General features: G+C 47.4%; 12 protein-coding genes. 8 read left to right on the top strand and 4 right to left on the bottom strand.

The window, feature by feature from the left end; genetic code table 11:
- Positions 1-863: 863 nt before the first annotated feature.
- Positions 864-2,003: a beta-aspartyl-peptidase gene (gene iadA / locus NF212_RS23085; RefSeq protein ID WP_434361276.1), complete on the bottom strand. Its 1,140-nt coding sequence runs from the start codon at positions 2,001-2,003 to the stop codon at positions 864-866.
- A gap of 19 nt (positions 2,004-2,022) precedes the next feature.
- Entirely contained in the window at positions 2,023-2,805 is a 783-nt protein-coding gene (locus tag NF212_RS23080) for an aspartate/glutamate racemase family protein (protein WP_434361275.1), read from the bottom strand.
- A gap of 180 nt (positions 2,806-2,985) precedes the next feature.
- Here NF212_RS23080 and NF212_RS23075 point away from each other — a divergent pair, with 180 nt between their 5' ends.
- The 5 genes from NF212_RS23075 to NF212_RS23055 all read left to right on the top strand — a co-directional run bounded on the left by NF212_RS23075 (position 2,986) and on the right by NF212_RS23055 (position 8,650).
- Positions 2,986-3,897, top strand: a complete 912-nt coding sequence (locus NF212_RS23075; RefSeq protein WP_434361274.1) for a LysR substrate-binding domain-containing protein — start codon at positions 2,986-2,988, stop codon at positions 3,895-3,897.
- 294 nt (positions 3,898-4,191) lie between these two features.
- Positions 4,192-5,304: an ABC transporter ATP-binding protein gene (locus NF212_RS23070; protein ID WP_434361273.1), complete on the top strand. Its 1,113-nt coding sequence runs from the start codon at positions 4,192-4,194 to the stop codon at positions 5,302-5,304.
- 47 nt (positions 5,305-5,351) lie between these two features.
- Positions 5,352-6,437, top strand: coding sequence for an extracellular solute-binding protein (locus tag NF212_RS23065; RefSeq protein ID WP_434361272.1), 1,086 nt, complete (start codon positions 5,352-5,354; stop codon positions 6,435-6,437).
- A 72-nt stretch (positions 6,438-6,509) separates the two neighbouring features.
- Positions 6,510-7,778, top strand: a complete 1,269-nt coding sequence (locus NF212_RS23060; RefSeq protein ID WP_434361271.1) for an ABC transporter permease — start codon at positions 6,510-6,512, stop codon at positions 7,776-7,778.
- Between the two features lie 20 nt (positions 7,779-7,798).
- Positions 7,799-8,650, top strand: a complete 852-nt coding sequence (locus tag NF212_RS23055; RefSeq protein WP_434361270.1) for an ABC transporter permease — start codon at positions 7,799-7,801, stop codon at positions 8,648-8,650.
- Positions 8,651-8,698: 48 nt separating this feature from the next.
- On the opposite strand, the gene NF212_RS23050 is transcribed toward NF212_RS23055, so the two are convergent.
- A complete protein-coding gene (locus NF212_RS23050) occupies positions 8,699-9,481 on the bottom strand; it encodes a TSUP family transporter (protein ID WP_434361269.1) in 783 nt (260 codons plus the stop codon).
- A gap of 106 nt (positions 9,482-9,587) precedes the next feature.
- Positions 9,588-10,760: an MFS transporter gene (locus NF212_RS23045; RefSeq protein ID WP_434361268.1), complete on the bottom strand. Its 1,173-nt coding sequence runs from the start codon at positions 10,758-10,760 to the stop codon at positions 9,588-9,590.
- A 220-nt stretch (positions 10,761-10,980) separates the two neighbouring features.
- Here NF212_RS23045 and NF212_RS23040 point away from each other — a divergent pair, with 220 nt between their 5' ends.
- From NF212_RS23040 to NF212_RS23030, 3 genes are all read left to right on the top strand, one after another.
- Complete coding sequence (locus NF212_RS23040; protein ID WP_434361267.1) at positions 10,981-11,580, top strand: YceI family protein; 600 nt, start codon at positions 10,981-10,983, stop codon at positions 11,578-11,580.
- 161 nt (positions 11,581-11,741) lie between these two features.
- Positions 11,742-12,941, top strand: coding sequence for an EAL and HDOD domain-containing protein (locus NF212_RS23035; protein ID WP_434361266.1), 1,200 nt, complete (start codon positions 11,742-11,744; stop codon positions 12,939-12,941).
- A gap of 2 nt (positions 12,942-12,943) precedes the next feature.
- Entirely contained in the window at positions 12,944-16,408 is a 3,465-nt protein-coding gene (locus tag NF212_RS23030; protein ID WP_434361265.1) for an ATP-binding protein, read from the top strand.
- Positions 16,409-16,553: the final 145 nt, after the last annotated feature.

Here is a 16,553-nt window from a genome sequence, read left to right as displayed (position 1 = left end):
ATATTCGATATAGTAGAATATAATTCTCAATAGAATATCAACCCTCCTGAAAAAACTTCGCTAATAACGGCGACAAAAAACACCTGGTATTTTGCCTCAACCCTCGCATTCTTAGCCGGTGAAATATCATGCAATGAATGGAAAGTGTCCACTTCCCTATTCAGAGACAGTCTAAACTGGAGTTTTCTGTCTTTTAATTGCAGGGGAACACCATGAAAAAGCTACGGTTCACCGAAACTCAGATAGTTGCCATCCTCAAAGAGGCCGATGCGGGCATGAAATCCGTTGATTTTTTACAGTGAATGGTAACACGCATGCAAAATTCAAGGAAATATTCACAGAGAAATTAAATTGGATTCTATCACAAAAATATATGCGTACCTGTTACGTACGGCATTAAAGTTAAAACTAACACAACCAGAATTTTTGGTTTTTTACAGTATGTCTGGCGCAGTAATGCTGTATTTATTGGCATTTGCGCTTATTATAGGCTTCGATATACAGAGCATCCTTAATAAATTATCGTCATTAGAATTGATAATTATATTTACGACCTTAGACTTTTTCGTATACAAGGTTTTCATTAATAACAACAAAAACCTAAGAAAATATAAGAGTGTCAACTACCAATTCAGTTTAAGATTTCGAATTGCAATTATGTTTTGGTTTATTTTTTCACCTATATCTTTTGTGTCCTCACTTTATTTTATTTATTTAGTTCAAGTCTGACTTTAAAATGATAAGCACCGTAATGAAATAATTCAGTGACTTATGCATATAATTAAATACATTGTCACACGTTAATTCACCTTTCATCATGAGGACCACTTCATTGTGGCCCGCACTTATAGTTACACCGTAACTCACTCAAAATTCCCAATCACCCGCTGTTCTCCACCGTGAATCAGTGTCTTACCCATCGCGATAACACTGCTTAGTGTGTAGTCTTCGTTGAAGATACAAACATCAGCATCACTTCCTACCGAGATCTCACCTTTTTTGATACCCACCGATTTCGCTACGTTAGCGGTCATCATCCCCAGGGCAATTTCTGGTGACACTCCCCTTTCAATTAATTCCGGCAGCAGCATAGCATTAGCATTTACCGGGGCAGCGGTGATCGCCACCATGTTGCCACCTTCGTCAAACTTAGGCAGGCTGCCGTTACCATCAGAGCTGACGGTCAGGTGTTTTGGATCTACGCCGGATTCCAGAGCTGCGATGACCGCTTCGGCAGGCTCACCAAATGCACAGCTTCCGCCTGACGTGATATCGATATGTGCGCCGGCTTTTGCGAAGTTAATGGCATCAGCAAACAGAGTTTTGTTACGTGCAACGTGTGTCGGTGAGAAATGGTGGCGTGGTATGCCTCGTGCAATGATTTCTTCAACTTGCTCTAGCGGGTTCGGCAGGTCGCCCATATGCATGTGCAGAATCCCCTTCTTACCTGCAAGCATGCCGCCCATTCGAACATCAGAGATAACACGCATCAGCTCGTCTGTTGTAGGGAAAGATCCGCGGTGGTCAGCAATGGCCATTTTCACACCCACAACCGGGTTCACAAAAATCAGGTCATCCCGGATGCTGCCGGTAATCGTTACTGTAGGAACCTGGTAAGAGCCGGTGTGGAAGAAAGTAGTAATCCCTTCGTCGCGTAACCCCATCGCTTTGGCATACAGGTCGCGAGGGGAACGTGTTGTGCCGTCGGTACCCAATACACCTACTACAGTTGTCAGACCCGCCTGAATCAGGCTGGAGAACTTCACGGAAGGTGTGCGCGTAGACAGCCCGCCTTCACCGCCTCCACCGGTCAGGTGCACGTGCTGGTCAATCAATCCTGGGGTAACGATTTTGCCATTCGCATCTATCGTTTCACATTCCACCAGCATTGGGGCGGACAGATCTTTGCCAATCGCAACGATTTTGTTGCCCGCAATCAGTATGTCTTTTTTGCCTAGGGCTTCAGGGGCGTACAGGTAACCATTTTTAATCAGGGTAAACATCGCAGTTCTCTTTTTATTGTTAGATTGTCAGCTCAGGTACAGGTTTTTCAGTTGCCGCTGGTTGAGGCAGCGTTTGCTTAAAGTTGTCAACCCAGGTTTGTGGTGTGAAGTACCAGTCCACACAGGCTCGGGCCAGAATACCCAGCGAATCGATGCACTGCTGGGGACATTCAGTTATCAGGTGATCCAGGGCTACGGGGATTTCAGTGCAGCCCATAATGACGGCGTCCGCTCCACACTCAATCAGAGAATTAAATGCAGCTTCCAGGCATTCCCTTCCTTCAGCAAGGTTTCCGGCCTTCACCGCATAAATTCCATGCATGACCTTCTGCTGGGTTTCAGCATCCGGGGTGATGCAATCAACTCCGTGTACTGCCAACGCTTTTGGATACAAGCCGGCTTTTACTGTCGCATCCGTTGCCAGCAGTCCGACTTTACGAAACCCGCGCTGGTGAATGTTGTCAGTCACGCTTTCTATGATGCTGATGGAATCAATTTTGGCTTCCGCTTTCAAACGGTCATACCAAAAGTGTGCGGTGTTGCATGGGATGACAAAGAGGCTGGCTCCGCCGTTTTCCAAATCACGTAAGCAGCTGAGTAGTTTGGGGAAAGGGTCATTCCCCTGTTGCATGATAGCAGCGGTTCTGTCCGGAATTTGCGGAACATTGGAGACCATCATGGGTACATGGTCTTGATCTGATTTTGCGGTTGTCAGCTCAATAACCTTGGTCATGAAAGTCACTGTTGCCAATGGCCCCATCCCACCTAACACGCCTAATTTCTTTAAGTTTTGTTGCAGCATATCGTTATTTCCTTTGCCACGTTTCTGGCCCTTTCCATAACGAAAAATCTAATGACACGGCACACATTTATGAAATGCCGAAATCGGCAAGATGATGCAAAAAATGCATAATGTGAATCACTGAGAAAAAGACATCGGTCACATCCCAAAACCGATTTAACCGGCTGAAAACACTTTTGCATGAATATAGAAACAAAATGGCTCTATGATTTTCTAACACTTGCCGAATTGCGTAACTTTTCACAGGCTGCAGAACTTCGAAATGTTACCCAACCGGCATTCAGTCGCCGGATAAAAAGCTTGGAAAATGCACTAAATGCTGAACTGGTTGACCGCACTAAAACCCCAGTTGAACTGACCCCCAGCGGTAAGCAATTCCGGATAACCGCCCGTTCTATCATCAGCCAGTTCGATGAAGAAATCAGCCGTCTTGCGGGGCTTTCAATGCTGGGAGGGCAAGCAGTGCGAATAGCTGCGCCCCACTCTGTCGCAACTAACCTTTTGCCGGATTTCCACCCGGTGATTGAAGGCAAAGTACCTTTAGCTGCACTGAATATCGAAGCCGTAGATGTCGACGATGCGGTTGAAGCCTTGCAACAGGGCCGTTGCGATATGCTTATTGCGTTTAGGGAAGAACGCCTTTTGTTGCCGCCCTATCAACATGTCCACCTTGGGCGCAGCTATCTTGATTTGGTAACAGCAAATACCCCAGCAGGGGAACCACTGTTCAACGCGCAAAGCAAAAACCTGCCTTGGCTTTCTTACTCTGCGGGGAGCTATATGGGTCGGGCAGTCGAGCCAGTGAGGAAATCTCTTCCGCTGCAAACGACCTTCTCTTCCTCGATGTCTGATTTGCTTAAGGTAATGGTTCTTCGAGGCACCGGTGTGGGTTGGCTTCCTCGTTACGCTATCGGTCATGAAATTTCATCAGGCAGGCTGAGTGTTATTGAACAATCAGACTTTTCAATCCCAATCGACATCTACGCCTATCGATATGAGTCCAGGTTGCCACCCGCTGGCGAAAAAGTCTGGCAGGCGCTTTCAGCAGAAAAGCTCCCAACGCTGGATGTCATTTATCCACTACCGGGGTGAACGTATGTTTACCCTCAACCGACAGCCAAAAACAATTGAACTCTAACCGTTTGGGATACTGACGTTCAATTCTGCTCTCTTTAGTGACCAAGCCTATTGCTTTACATTGCCGTCACACAGAGGCTTATCACTTTCAACAGGCAAGTCCCCCATAGGAAAGCTGTCATCCGGGATAAAATATTGTTTTGACGTCGAAGTAATGATCCACCTCTCGGAATACAAAACTCACTTTGATAAATGTTATCGCATTGTTATGTTTGATATTACACATTAACAAAAATGCGCTGATTATTTATGCCATCAACGGATGATGATATTTGGGGAGGATCCCCATTTGTAAAATTTGATAACGTTCAAAAGAGTTATGATGGGGAGTCTCTGGTCGTTAAAGGGTTCAACCTTGATATTGACCAGGGCGAGTTCATCACTCTCCTCGGGCCATCGGGATCAGGGAAGTCCACTGTACTGATGATGATGGCAGGGTTTGAACACCCCACCCATGGCGAAATCATTCTTAAAGGGCAACCTATCAGCCAACTTCCCCCGCATAAACGCGGTATTGGGCTGGTTTTCCAGAACTATGCCCTCTTCCCCCACATGACCGTTGCTGAGAACCTCGCCTTCCCTCTCCAAGTCCGCAATATGCCCAAATCTGACATCGAGTCCAAAGTTAAGCGAGCATTGGACATGGTTCGGCTTGGTGAGTTTGGGGACAGGCGTCCGGCACAGCTTTCCGGTGGCCAGCAGCAGCGCGTCGCCGTTGCCCGTGCGTTGGTTTTCGAACCGGAACTGGTCTTGATGGATGAACCCCTGGGAGCACTGGACAAAAACCTTCGTGAAGAAATGCAATACGAGATTAAACACATCCACGAAGATCTCGGTGTCACCATGATTTACGTAACCCATGACCAGTCAGAAGCTCTGACCATGTCAGACCGAATCGCTGTGTTCAATGACGGCATCGTACAGCAACTTGCCTCCCCTGAAGAACTTTACGAGCGGCCAGCCAATGCCTTTGTGGCCCAGTTTATCGGTGAAAATAACCGTCTTTGCGGCAAGGTAACCCATCTCAACGGGGAGCATTGCCAGGTCACTATGCCCAACGGGCAAATCATACTTGCCAATCCGGTCGCTGTAGCCGGGCAAGGTGATAACTCCACACTTTCCCTGCGCCCAGAGCGGGTCATGATTGAGCCGGAACAGGACAGCCTTCCAAACATCTTCGAAGCCGAGGTTAAAGAGGTCATCTATCTCGGGGATCACCTCCGGACGCGTGTCGAAGTCTGTGAAAACAGCGATTTTATTATTAAAACCCCGAACGCAGTGGGGCATCCGTCACTCAAACGTGGCGAAAAGGTCAAAGTTGGCTGGTCCTGGGAGGACTGCAGAGCTTTGGATCCGTCTTAAACCCTCAGCACGATTGGATGTGCTTTTCATTTGAAATGGAGAAGGTTATGAAAAAACTCGCGTTAAGCGTCATGGTAACAGTCGGCCTTGGCATGGGTGCCGCGACAGCAAACGCAGAGGACACACTCAATGTGGTCTCCTGGGGCGGCGCATACACAGCCAGCCAGCAAAAAGCCTATCACGAACCGTGGACCGCCAAGACCGGTACCAAGATTGTCAACATTGATAAATCTTCCAATGCCCTTTCCGGCCTTCGCGCCCAGGTTGAATCCGGCAACATCACCTGGGATCTGGTCGATATGCTGCCTTCAGACGCTATCGTTGCCTGCGATGAAGGACTGATTGAGCCACTTGATCACAATACGCTCCTTGCCAAGGCTCCGGATGGCACACCGGCAACTGGAGACTTTGTCCCCGGAGCGCTGACCGAATGCTTCGTTGCTTCCATCGTTTATTCCAACATTGTCGCATTTAACAAAGATATGTTTGATGGCAAGGCTCCAAGCGCGATCAAAGACGTCTTTGACCTGAAGAATTTCCCTGGTAAGCGGGCCTTGCAGAAAAAACCAATCAATAACCTGGAGTGGGCGCTGATTGCTGACGGCGTACCAGCAGGCGATGTCTATGACGTCCTCGCCACCGAGGAAGGTGTGAAGCGGGCATTTGCCAAACTGGATACGATCAAAGATCAGGTGATCTGGTGGGAAGAAGGCGCACAGCCACCACAACTTCTTGCTGACAAGGAAGTGGCCTTCGCCTCTGCATATAACGGCCGTATCTTTAACGCTGCCGTGAACGAGAACCAGCCATTCGACATCATCTGGGACGGTCAGGTGTTTGAACTGGACGGTTGGGTGGTCCCTAAAGGCAAACTGGGCAAAGTTAAGGATTACCTGAAGTTTGCCACAGACTCCCAGCGTCTCGCTGACCAGGCGAAATACATCTCTTACGGTCCAACCCGTAACTCCTCAGCCCCAATGGTTTCTACACATGCCGAAACCGGCATTGATATGAAGCCACATATGCCGACTTACGCACCTAATTTCGCTACGGCAGTGCCGAAAGACGATGAGTTCTGGGCGGACAATGGCGATGAATTGGCCCAGCGTTTCAACGCTTGGCTGGCTCAATAACCCCTAAAGCAGGCGCTGGCGTACAGCGCCTGCACCGATAATTCAAGGAATGCAGATGTCAGGGAGTTTTCTGTGCCGCTAGTCAACAATAACGAGACACCGGTTTTAACAACCGCCGATGGCGTCCCGTTGAAAATCAGTCAACAACGTTCAATCCGGCGACAGAAAATCCGTGCATTCCTTCTGGTTGCCCCTCTTTTGGTGTTTCTGCTCATTGCCTTTGTTTTCCCCATCTTCGACATGTTGGAGCGAAGCGTAGAAAACCAGGTGGTACCTGAGCAGTTACCTTTAACAACAAAAGCCCTTGAGAGATGGGAGGGCAATGGTCTCCCGGACGAAGACGTTTTCGCCGCTTTGGTATCAGACTTGCGGACAGGCGCAGAAGCCCGCACCATCGGCAAAGTGGCATCCCGCCTGAACTATGAAAAATCAGGGATGCGCTCACTGATAATGAAATCAGCCCGCAAAGCCAAACGCTTAAAAGGTGATGGCCCCTTCCGGGATACGGTAATCAAAATTGACAAACGCTGGGCGGATATCAGTATCTGGAAGCTTATCCAGCGCGAATCCGGCAACTACACGTTTTCCTATTACCTCAACGCCGTTGACATGAAATTCGATGATGACGGTAACATCGTGGACCAGCCAGAACACCTGCAAATCTATAAATCACTGTTCTGGCGTACGCTTTATATGAGCGTTGCAATCACGTTCCTCTGCCTGCTTCTGGGCTATCCGGTCGCTTATTTACTGGCAAACCTGCCTATGCGCACCGCCAATATGCTGATGATTCTGGTTTTGCTGCCGTTCTGGACTTCCTTACTGGTACGTACTGCGACATGGATTGCGATATTACAGCAGCAAGGTGTTCTCAATGACATTATGGTAGGTATCGGGCTTTTACAGGACGATAACCGGGCCCAGATGATTTACAACCAGACTGGTACCCTGGTTGCCATGACCCACATACTGCTGCCCTTTATGATACTTCCACTCTATTCGGTGATGAAAACCATATCTCCCAGTTATGTCCGGGCGGCAAGGTCTATGGGAGCAACACCGTTTACCGCGTTTCGCAGGGTATATTTCCCACTGACGTTGCCCGGTATCGGAGCAGGTTCAATTCTGGTTTTTATCCTGTCTATCGGCTACTACATTACTCCGGCACTGGTCGGGGGACAGACGGGTACCTTCATCACCAACTTTATTGCTTACCACATGCAGACCTCCCTCAACTGGGGGCTGGCGGCTGCCATTGCTTCGATTCTTCTGATTGTCGTGGTCGTGTTCTATTGGGTATACAACCGCCTTATCGGTGTCGATAACGTGAAACTGGGCTAATGGCAAAGGAGGAATAAAAAATGGCTTTACCCGAAAGTGCCACCACCTCAGAACGTATATGGCACTATGTGTTCAGGATTATCTGTACCTGCATTTGTATCTTTCTTGTAGGGCCGTTGCTGGTGATCATTCCGCTCAGTTTTAATGCAGAGCCTTACTTCACCTTTACACCAGAAATGCTGAGTTTCGATCCGGCCGGATATTCACTGCGTTGGTATGAGGACTTCTTTACCTCAGACGCCTGGCAGGCATCCATTAAGAACAGCATTATCGTCGCCATAGCCAGTACCGTGTTGGCAACAACCCTCGGCACCATTGCAGCACTGGGACTTTCAAGCCGGTATATGCCGTACAAAGACATCATCATGGCAATTATGATCTCCCCGATGATCGTCCCTCTTATCATCTCAGCCGCCGCGATGTTTTTCTTTTTCTCACGTTTTCAACTTACCCAAACTTATCTCGGGGTGATCCTGGCACATACGGCGCTGGGTATTCCGTTTGTGGTGATAACCGTTACAGCGACACTCAGTGGCTTTGACCACTCCCTGACCCGGGCAGCATCCAGCCTTGGAGCCGGGCCGGTATATACATTCTTTAAAGTTACCCTTCCACTTGTCACACCCGGCGTAATTTCCGGGGCACTGTTTGCCTTTATCACCTCTTTTGATGAAGTGGTTGTGGTGCTGTTTATCGCCGGGCCTCAGCAAACGACCATGCCGATACAGATGTGGTCAGGCATACGGGAAGAAATCAGCCCGACAATACTCGCCGCTGCGACATTGCTGGTTTTGGTGTCCATATCACTGCTGACAACATTGGAGTTGTTGAGAAGACGGACCGAACGGTTGAGGGGCATTACGCCATCATGAACAAAAAAGCGAATCCGGCTGGATTCGCTTTTTTCTTTGAGAATGGAATTACCAAGGAAGGTAATCAAGCCAGTGGGGGTTCTGATCAATCAGCAGCTTGACCGCCATAACCATAGACATGGTAACAACCATTGGACGAATAAGCCCCCGGCCTTTTGTCACTACCACTTTCGCCCCCATACGGCCTCCCAGGAAGCCACCGGCTGCCATCACCAGGCCAATCTCCCAAACCGGTAACCCGGCAAAAATGAAGAATAGCAGTGAAGCGAAGTTGGACGTGAAGTTGAGTACCTTGGTTTTTGCTGTCGCTTCCACCAGCCCCAACTGGGCAATGGTGACAAAACAGATGGTAAACAGTGAGCCGGTACCCGGGCCGAAGAAACCATCATAAAAACCGATACCCGTCCCCACACTCAAGGCAAACAGGTTTTCTGACATTTTAGGTGTACCGCCCCCTTTCCCGGCATTGGGAACCAACAGGAAATAGAGGGAAATACCAATAAGCAGCCCAGGAATCAGGCTTGTCAGAATGCCGGCATCTATCAACTGCACCATCTCGGCGCCCAGTGCCGCGCCAATAAAGGTACATAAGATAGCGAAGCGCATATCTTTGAGGCTGACGAGGCCATTTCGGACGAAATAGAGGGAAGAGGAAAAACTGCCGAAAGAGCCTTGAAGTTTGTTTGTTGCCAACGTCTGGGTTGGCGGCATTCCTGTCGCCAACAACGCAGGAATCGTTATCAGCCCGCCGCCTCCGGCAACAGCATCGATAAAACCGGCAAAGCCTGCCACTGCAAACAGCAGCGCCATCACTTCAATTGAAAATTCCATTTAGAAAACGCCGATAAAACAAAGAGAAAGCCGGAGAGTATCATGTTACTTCCCCGGCAGGAATGGCTATTTGATAGGTTTATAGATTAAACCCGGTGGCAATTAATCACGAGGCTGTAACCTGTTTCAGCGTGCGGCTACTTGCAAAAAATACGACCATTGTTAGGGCAACTATCGGCAACATCACCAGATTAAGCATCTGCCAGCCAATTGTGACTTCCAACCAGCCAGACATGAGCGATGTCACCGTTACACTGCCAAATACAACGAACTCGTTCATCGCCTGAGCTTTGGCTTTGTCTTTCATTTCATATGTTCGGGTCAGTAGCTGGGTTGCAGCAATAAACATAAAGTTCCAACCAACGCCCAACAGCAGTAACGCAACCCGGAAATGCCAAATGGTAATACCGTTGAAATTGACCAAAATGCACGCAACCAGAATCGTCCCACCAAGAAGAATGGTGTTGCGGGCCCCGATTTTGTCTATCAGGTGCCCGGTAAAAAACGCGGGAACAAACATACCTAACACATGCCATTCAATCACTACTGCAGCCTGGGTAAAATCAAAGCCGCACCGCATCATTGCCATGGGTGTTACTGTCATGAGCAGGTTCATCACCATATATGCAACAGTGCCTGCCAAAACCGCGAGCAGATAGCCGGGGCGCTGTGCAATAACACTTGCCGGATTCATCGGCTCAACATCTTTCTGGCTGGCGGCCGGAGGTAACTCAATGACCCTTAAAACACCCAGGGAAACAATATAGAGCCCCATCACACCAAGGAAAGCCCCCTGGAATTCAACACCGGGAAGCCAATTCTGGCTTTGAATGGCAAGATTAGGGCCAAGTACAGCAGCCAATACACCACCAGCCATTGAGATAGAGATTGCTCGGCTGCGTGCTTTTTCATCTGCCACTTCAACGGCCGCAAAACGGTAAAGTGTACCAAACCCAATGCCCACACCCAGTAAAAGGGTTCCGAAGGTAAACAACCAAAAGTGCGCCAATGAAAGAGCAAAAAAGCACAAACCTGCACCGCAAATACCAATGAGGTTACCCAGTACAAAGCCTCGTCTTCTGCCAATTTTTGCCATGATAAAAGAGGCAGGAAGCGTAGCCAGCATCAATCCGACAAACTGAGTGGCTACCGGAAGTGTCACCCATTCAGGTGATGGGGATAACGCCTGCCCTATCAGGCCGTTAACTGAAATAAGAACGATATTCCCTGTCATCAGAAGCGCCTGGCAAAGCGCAAGTAACCAAACATTCCTGTTCATTCATTTTCCTTTACTGATACACCCATAAACGGGTATTGAGCTATCCAATGCTCACAATTCATTAACTCTCAGTATGTCCAATCCAATAAACATCAACAACAGAAATTATATGATTTATGGTGAGACGAATTCTCCGCTCTGCAATCTTACATTTGAGCCGTCCGGCAAAGGCGTATTAACGCTTTACTGGTGGAATACGTCAGTAAAGAGAGATAAAACCATGATAAAAATGAGGGTGTTAAAAGGCGCATTTCTTCTGGCAACAGTTGCAATACTGTTCCCTTCTTGGGTGTTGGCTGACTGGAAAGTTCTCTCTGGTGCATCCGGCATTCAATTTGTCACCATCAAAAAAGACAACGTAGGTGAAATAAGCCACTTTAACGATTTCAAAGGAAAAATAAGTAATAACAAAGACTTTTCGCTTACTATTAACCTCGCCAGCGTGGAGACCAATATCCCTATCCGCAATGAACGGATGCAAACAATGCTGTTTGACACTAACGCATATCCCACCGCAACTGTCTCGGCCAACATTGCCAGTGTTGACGTCCAGCACCTGTTGGCCGGTCAGGTAAAATCTGCATCCCTGGAAGGTGTCTTAACACTTCATGGAGAGAAGCAGGGACTTCCAGTTCACATCCTTGTAACTGGCCTGAACAAAGGCAAAATCCAGGTCGTATCCACCAGACCCATATTGGTTAACGCCAACGAATTCAAATTAAGTAAAGGTATTGAAAAGCTCCGGGAAGTTGCCGGATTACCAAGCATTGCTGGTGTTGTCCCCGTCACCTTCCAGCTGATACTCGAAAAAGCGGACTAATTCTTCCTTCCCGTCTTTTCATTCAGCTCCTGCATTTGTCCCAGAGTTTTTGAAATACCATTAAAAATTCTGGGACAGCACGCACGACTTGTTATTGAATTCCTGTAACTTTCTCAAAGATGTTCTAGTTTTTAGATACATGTTTTAAAAGAGAAGCAAGCGTGAGTGATTCATTTGTTCTCCACCAGCCGATTTTTGATGTAGGGAATGCAGTGTGGGGTTATTCCCTTTTCTCACACGACAGCATTTCAGAAACCATCGATCAGGATACAGCTGCTGCCCGAATACTCAGCGCAACATTTCTCGGCCCCAGCCGCGACTGGGAACAGGCAATGTACCTTGTCACATTCGATGTCCAGTCACTGGAAAAAGAGATCCCGCTTTCTATTCCTAACCAACATTTAGTTGTGATGATTGGAAGTGATTGCCAACCGGATGCCTTAACCCTAACCAACCTTGATAACGTTAAAAAAAGTGGCGCAACCATCGCTGTTTCCGGGGAAATGTTAAAAAAACAATGGCGAGACGCGTTACCTCTCATAGATATCGTTGTTGTTGATATCAGTATTTCCAGTCCTCTTGATTGGGTGCAGTTTATTTCGGAAAACCAGGACAAACGCTTTCTTGCCAGTCAAATCAACGATCATGAAAGTTGGTTTCTTGCCCAACAATTTGGATTCACACTATTTCAAGGCCAGTTTATTGAAAAACCACAGTTGGCAGAGACCGCCGACCTGGCACCTTCAACACTGGCATTACTCAACTTATGCCTGCTTACACAATCTCCTGAAAGTTCTATCGAGGATATTTCAGGTGCCGTTGGTAAGGATGTAAACATCCTCTACAAAGTGATTAACGGTGCAAATATTCTTGCCAAAACTAAATCAAAACCCATTTCAGACATCAAGCAAGCCGTTGTATATATGGGGCTTGATGCTTTAAGGCGTCTGGTTTCTTTGCTTGCGATGACAAACCTGAATCATGAGTCAGCACTTCACATCCAGACACTCTCCATTCAGCGGGCAATTTTTCTTTCTACCCTCCCTTTTGTTCATCGCTCATACAACGCCAGTGAGGCATACATTGTTGGTGCTTTTTCTTTATTGGATGTCTTGCTTTCCACGCAAATGAGCAAAGCGATAAACGAACTGAACCTCAGTCAGGAGGTACGCAGTGCGTTAATTGACAGAAAAGGCGTTTATGGGGAATTGCTGTCTCTTTGCCAAAGTCTGGAACAGGCAAATTTTGATGATGTGTCGGCACGTTGTTCCCGGTTAAAGATTCAGGAAAAAAACCTGCTTATATGTCATCAGGACGCCCGTGAGGCTGCGGGTGAGCTGACCAAGGCACTGAGGGTGTAGCAGTGAACAAGTGGAAAGCCATTAACAGTAAGATTGCCCTGACGCTTTTAGCCGTTGGCACGCTTCTTCTGTCCGGGATCGGTGCCTACAACCATACACACCTCAAAAATACACTCTACGAGCAGATGGATAACGAGGTGTCAGAAGTAAAATACCGCCTTGTTGAGTCTCTTCCCCCGCTTCTATGGGAGTTCAACTACGATTACGCCAAGAGCATCATCTACAACGAAGCCAGAAATCAATTTATCGTCAACATCCTCCTTACGGCAGAGGACGGTAAATTCTCTTATACAACTAACCAGTCAGAAAAAGTTGGGACTGGCACAGACACAATCGTTAAAAATTTTACTCTCAACTATATCGACCAGGGGATCAGTTACGAAGTTGGCGCTATTTCCGTCGAAGTCTCGACAAGCGTCATTGATACCACGCTAATCAACGACATTATCAGTGTTGTTTTTCAAGTTCTTTTGCTTGATGCAGTCATTTTATTTCTTATCTGGAAATACGCATCTACATTGCAGCATTTGGAAAACAACCTCCATTACCTGGATAAATTGATAAACAGCTACTCTGACAGTGTCATTGTTGTTGACCACAAACAGAACATTAAAACCGTAAACAAAGCCGCATTAGAGACGTTCAACCTTACCAATATTCCGGCTGAAAAAATCATGCTTGCCGACATTGTCAGTAAGGTAGTCCCTTCGCAACGTTCGTACTTTACCCATGCACTGTTTGGTATGCCTTTTAAAAAAGGCCCGTATGAAATCAATGTCCAATCAGGCAAGCATATGCTGACGGTAAAGTCCGAGGAGTTGGCTTTTGCAAACCAAACATTGCAGATCGCCATGATCCGAGATGTGACGAACCATCATTATGACCAGATACGTATCGCCAAAGACCGCGAACTCTTCCTGACCATTAAGGCCATTCAGGACAAGTTTCTCGTCGGAGGGCAACTGAGCCGGGGTTTTGAAGAAGTCCTGGAAATGCTGACCAGGATCAGTGAATGTGAGTTCGGCATGATTGCAGAAATTGAGAATTCTGCCGACAACAGTATCCAGGTCATCGCTTCTACGGAGAACTTCAGTTTCGCTTCGATGGGTCAGAATAACCTCTCAACCATACTTGAAAGCGTTAACCTTACTCATCGCAGTATCTGTATGGCAGGTATCTCCAACCTCATCACCAACAATAAAGAGACCAAAGTACACATCATCGTCATGCCGCTCGTTATTTCCAGCCAGTTGGTGGGTATTGTTGCGTTGGGGGACAAATACTCGCAAATAGACAGAGGGCTGGAAACCTGGCTTCAACCGGTTCTGTCAAGCCTGAGCAGTATGCTTTACTTTGCCCAGCAGAAAGCACTTAACCAGCAAATATCTGATGAAATGGTTCGAGCCAAAGATCAGGCCGAGCGGGCCAACGAAGCTAAAACTAATTTCCTTGCCATGATGAGCCATGAAATCCGCACACCAATGAACGGCATCATAGGCATGGCAACCCTGCTATCAGAGACCAACCTAAACAACCGACAGCGGTACTTTATCGATACATTGGTCAATTCATCCCGCTCATTGCTTAATATCATCAATGATGTTTTGGACATCACCAAAATAGAAGCAGGAAAAATGACCTTGTCGGTGAAACCCACCTCCCTGACGGATGTGGTGTTTGACGCCATGCATATGTTTACCGCCCGTATTGCAGGCCAACCTATCCGTTTGCACTGTGAGTTGTCTCCCGGTATGCCAGAGATCGTGGATCTGGACCCGGTTCGCTTTCGCCAAATACTGATCAACCTTGTTGGAAACTCAATTAAATTTACCAACGATGGCTACATTCTTACCCGGCTGGCGAAAGAGGAGCAAAATGACCTGTCATGGCTGGTGCTAACGGTGGAAGACACTGGAATAGGTATTCCTGAAGACCGGCTTGGAATCATTTTTGACAACTTTACGCAGGTGGATAATTCAGATTCACGTTCCTACCAGGGTACGGGGCTTGGCCTGCCACTTTGTCGAAAACTCGCGCGGCTGATGGGGGGTGAAATATCTGTCCAAAGCGAAATGGAACTCGGGACCAAGTTTACAGTGCGCATTCCGCTGATGAGCACGGCTATTAACCCCCAGTACGTATTTTCAAATTTTGTTATCGAATCCCCATGGAAAGAGCTACCGGCGCTTATTATCAGCAACGACGCCGTTCAAGAGCGTATTCTCAGTGTTTACCTTCACGCCCTGGATATTGAAAATCAGCACTTTTCAAAGTCGAACAGAAGCCACAAAAATGCCCTTTCAAGCAGTCAGGTATTTGTTGATGAAGCCTGCCTTGACGAATACGGTAACATTCTGGAACAAGCGAAACGCGTGATCGTGATCTCCCCTTATGGAGATCTGGATATCGAGTACCCATGTGTAACCAGCCCCATCAGACCAGATGAACTGGTCGCCCGAATCAACAACATAACCAGTGCCGACGAAAAGGGAGGAACACTTCAAGAAAGCCTCCAGTTCGATATTGATGTTCTGGTTGCCGAGGATCACAAGGTTAACCAGGATCTCATCTGCCTCATACTTGACCAACTTGGCTGTCGCACACAACTCGCCAACAATGGCTCTGAAGCCGTCGAATTACATGGAAAATCACGTTTCGACCTGATTCTGATGGATTGCCAGATGCCTATCCTTGATGGCTTTGCTGCCACTGAAGCCATCCGAAATTTTGATAAAAGCACCCCAATCATTGCCGTTACCGCAAACGCACTTTCAGGAGATGCGGAAAAATGCCGTAAAGCGGGAATGAATGCACACTTGGCGAAGCCCTTCAACAGAGAACAGCTCGGTGAGGCCATTGCGCAGTTTATCCAGCCCGTTAACCGAAAAGTGTCTCAGGAAACTGATTATTCAAACCTGATTATGGATGAAGACAATATCCTCAGTGATTTCACGGGTGAAGCCCTTTCAGGGGACGGGTTAATCAAAAAACAGGATTACCCGTCAGGCGAAACACAGCCGCCAATGGATGAAATTCCTGACAACATAATCAATGTCGATGAGTGGAATGATCCTCCGCGAGCTGAAGAAGACGACGATTTTCTGCAGCCTGATAACCACCAGGACATATACGCCCCAATGTATGACATTGAAAAACTGAAAAATGATATTGGCGATGATGAAGAAATTATTTCTGCTCTACTGGCCAAATTCAGGGATGCCCAAATCCGGGATTTGGATAGCATGCTCAAAGCCAAAGAATCCGATGACATTACCAGCCTGAAAAAGCTCGCACATAAAATGAAAGGGGCAGCATCGATGATAGGGGCATCCGAGCTGGCTGATATCTGCTTATCACTCGAAAAGTCGCCGGAAGAGGAAATGTCAGCATTGGATCCATTAATTGATACACTTTCATCTAAAGCCGACCTCCTGAATTCGCAAATTAATGCGTTCGTTTCCCGCTGAATTAACACTCACATGTTAAATTTACAAACCAACATCCCCCAATAGAATCCGGTGCGCCAATCACTTATGACGCACTGATTCACTTCGCAACTTTTATGAGATTCCCTTCTCCTGACCACAAATTTTATGAATTGATGCCGTAGCG

It is taken from the genome of Parasalinivibrio latis (genome assembly GCF_036825535.1).
Lineage (GTDB): Bacteria > Pseudomonadota > Gammaproteobacteria > Enterobacterales > Vibrionaceae > Parasalinivibrio > Parasalinivibrio latis.
The sequence above is the reverse complement of the archived record's forward strand: the minus strand, read 5'-3'. Positions and strand labels throughout refer to the sequence as shown.

What these genes read in the sequence shown, in the direction of transcription:
- NF212_RS23050 (WP_434361269.1), bottom strand. Translation starts at nt 9,481, where the DNA reads ATGGAATTTTCAATTGAAGTGATGGCGCTGCTGTTTGCAGTGGCAGGC.
- NF212_RS23070 (WP_434361273.1), top strand. Translation starts at nt 4,192, where the DNA reads ATGCCATCAACGGATGATGATATTTGGGGAGGATCCCCATTTGTAAAA.
- NF212_RS23045 (WP_434361268.1), bottom strand. Translation starts at nt 10,760, where the DNA reads ATGAACAGGAATGTTTGGTTACTTGCGCTTTGCCAGGCGCTTCTGATG.
- NF212_RS23040 (WP_434361267.1), top strand. Translation starts at nt 10,981, where the DNA reads ATGATAAAAATGAGGGTGTTAAAAGGCGCATTTCTTCTGGCAACAGTT.
- NF212_RS23080 (WP_434361275.1), bottom strand. Translation starts at nt 2,805, where the DNA reads ATGCTGCAACAAAACTTAAAGAAATTAGGCGTGTTAGGTGGGATGGGG.
- NF212_RS23075 (WP_434361274.1), top strand. Translation starts at nt 2,986, where the DNA reads ATGAATATAGAAACAAAATGGCTCTATGATTTTCTAACACTTGCCGAA.
- NF212_RS23065 (WP_434361272.1), top strand. Translation starts at nt 5,352, where the DNA reads ATGAAAAAACTCGCGTTAAGCGTCATGGTAACAGTCGGCCTTGGCATG.
- NF212_RS23055 (WP_434361270.1), top strand. Translation starts at nt 7,799, where the DNA reads ATGGCTTTACCCGAAAGTGCCACCACCTCAGAACGTATATGGCACTAT.
- iadA (WP_434361276.1), bottom strand. Translation starts at nt 2,003, where the DNA reads ATGTTTACCCTGATTAAAAATGGTTACCTGTACGCCCCTGAAGCCCTA.